This is a genomic window from Leisingera sp. F5 (assembly GCF_001593695.1).
In genome coordinates this window covers 1-2,657 of sequence record NZ_LUKH01000374.1, presented here as the reverse complement: position 1 = coordinate 2,657, position 2,657 = coordinate 1, and the positions used below count along the sequence as shown (strand labels likewise).

Annotated in this window: 2 protein-coding genes; one reads left to right on the top strand and one right to left on the bottom strand. The window is 62.3% G+C overall.

The features are described 5' to 3' along the window. The first annotated feature begins 258 nt into the window (after positions 1 to 258). Complete coding sequence (locus A2I95_RS30500; RefSeq protein ID WP_291735898.1) at positions 259 to 1,377, top strand: class I SAM-dependent RNA methyltransferase; 1,119 nt, start codon at positions 259 to 261, stop codon at positions 1,375 to 1,377. Positions 1,378 to 1,448: 71 nt separating this feature from the next. Here A2I95_RS30500 and A2I95_RS30495 read toward each other — a convergent pair. Next, positions 1,449 to 2,657: hypothetical protein (locus A2I95_RS30495; protein WP_291735896.1), on the bottom strand; the 1,209-nt coding region annotated here is incomplete at its 5' end.

Below are 2,657 nucleotides of genomic sequence, written 5' to 3'. Positions count from 1 at the left end.
GCTTAAGGCCAGTTGTGCATGCACTGCACCTGACTGCTATAGAGCTTTCATAGGTTGGAATATGTTGTCAAACTAATTTTTTAGTAATGCGTATGCGCCTGTTTTTAATTGGAAATTATTGCTCTTCGCGGCCGGAATTGATGGGCGGAAAGCATGCCGCATTGCAGCATCAACGGTTGTGACGCCACGGTACTTTCCGCTTATACGGTTGCGGAAAAAACAGTCGCCGCGCGCAGGCTTTGCGGCTAAGGAGGCGGCATGACGCAAGAAAGCACATTCGAGATTTTCCTGACCGCAGCGCCGGGACTGGAACAGGCGCTGCTGGCCGAGGCCAAGAAGCTGGGCTTTGCCGCCCCCAAGGCGGTTCCGGGCGGGGTCACGGTGCAGGGGGGCTGGCCCGAGGTCTGGCGCGCTAACCTGTCGGTGCGCGGCGCCGCCCGTGTGCTGGCCCGGATCGGCGAATTCCGCGCCTTCCATTTGGCCCAGCTAGACAAACGCGCGCGCAAGTTTCCCTGGGGCGACGTGCTGCGCTCGGACGTGCCGGTGAAGGTGGAGGTCGCCACCAACAAGAAGTCCAAAATCTACCACGCCGGCGCTGCTGCCCAGCGGGTGGAAAAAGCAATTTCCGAAACCCTCGGCGCGCCTGTCGCCAAAGACGCGGAGGTGACGGTCAAGCTGCGGATCGAGGACAACCTCTGCGTCTTCAGTGTCGATACCTCGGGTGAGGGGCTGCACAAGCGCGGCCATAAATCTGCTGTCGGCAAGGCCCCGATGCGCGAAAACCTTGCGGCCATGTTCTTGCGGGAATGCGGCTATACCGGGGATGAGCCGGTGGTGGACCCGATGTGCGGTTCCGGCACCTTTGTGATCGAGGCGGCAGAGATCGCCAAAGGCCTGATGCCTGGCCGCAGCCGCAGCTTTGCGTTCGAAAAACTGGCCACGTTTGACGTCGGCGCCTGGTCCGCGCTGAAGCAGCAAGGTGAAGCTAGCGAGACAGATCTGTTTTTCCACGGCTCCGACCGCAATGAAGGCGCGGTTGAAATGGCCGCGGCCAATGCGGGCCGCGCCAGCGTGGCGGATTGCACCCGGTTTCTGCAGGCGGCAGTCAGTGATCTGCAACGCCCGGACGGCCCGCCCGGCCTGGTCATCGTCAACCCGCCTTATGGTGCGCGGATCGGCAACAAAAAGCTGCTGTTTGCCCTTTATGGCGCATTGGGACAGGTGCTGAAGGAACGGTTCTCCGGCTGGCGTGTTGGCATTGTCACCTCGGAAACCGGGCTGGCCAAGGCGACCAATCTGCCGTTTCTGCCCTTTGGCGCCCCGGTCGCGCATGGCGGCTTGAAAATCCGCCTGTTCAAGACGGATCCGCTGCCCTGAAAAGGTTTTAAACGTCAAGAGGGCGCCCTGCAGCGCCCTCTTGCTGGATGTGCGGCACAGGTCAGGCCGGTTCAGGCGATCTCATAAAGATCTTCCGCGCCGCCCTCTGTTCCGTTGCCGGGCATGGTGCCGCCCACCGGCTGGTTCATCAGCGCCATGACATCCTCGGTGCCGGCCTCGGTGCCGTTGCCCTGGAACTGGCCGGTCAGGTTGGCGTCATACCAGTTGCTCAGCCCGTCACCGGTCACCCCGCCATTGGCATAGGATGCACCGCTGCTGGCCGCCGCCGCCGGATCGTACCCGCCCTCCAGCACCTGCTGCGAGCCGTCCGGGTTGCTGACTACCAGCGACATGCTGCTAAGGTCGATATCCTCCAGCGTCAGCCCGGCGTCGGACCACAGGGTAAAGTTGGCATTGGTGACGGTGCCGTCGGTGCTATCCGGCGTCTGGCCGAATTGCACCATGCCGTCAAAATTGCCGGGCACGGTAGTGCCGGTGTCCAGCGCATTGACTGCGTTGGCATTGGCCGCATGGCCTGTGACCGGCAGCGCGTTTTCATCCGGGAAGAAATTCAGCCCGTCGACGCTGGCGTCATCCGCCATGTTGAAGAACAGCCCGTCGATATCGGCAACTTCGCCATTCCAGGACGTCGGCTCCATCTTGATGAACAGCTGCCCCTGCGGGGTCTGCAGCACCTCGACAGAGACTCTGGGGTCGCCATTGCCGCCGATCTCAAAGGTGACCGAGGTTTTGCCGGTATCGCCACCGCCATCTCCGGTGCCCTTGGTTCCGCCAGTTCCCTTAGTCCCGCTGCTCCCTTTGGTGCCGCCTGTGCCCGAGCCGCCTGTTCCCGAACCACCAGTGCCCGAACCGCCCGTGCCAGTGCCCTTTGTGCCGGAGCCGCATCCATGCGTGCCACCGGAACCTCCGGTGCCGCCAGATCCACCGCTTCCATGGCCGTTCCAATCGTCTTCTTCACGGTGCCACCAGTGTTTCTTGCCGTGGTGGCCCTTGCCGCCCCAGCCCTTGGTTCCACCGCAGCCTTTTGTGCCATCGGACCCTTTGGAGCCGCCGGAGCCTTTTGTGCCATCGGACCCGTTGGAGCCGCCGGAGCCTTTGGTGCCACCGGACCCATTGGAGCCGCCAGAACCCTTAGTCCCACCGGATCCCTTGGTGCTTCCAGTTCCGTCCTGGTCCTTGTCTTGCCACCAGGCTTTGCTGTCCTTGCCTTTCCAGCCATAGCGGTCAGAGAGGTTGCTGTTGTACCAGCGTCCAAAATG

Excerpts from the sequence above, each read along its gene's own strand:
- A2I95_RS30500 (WP_291735898.1), top strand. The coding sequence starts at position 259 with ATGACGCAAGAAAGCACATTCGAGATTTTCCTGACCGCAGCGCCGGGA.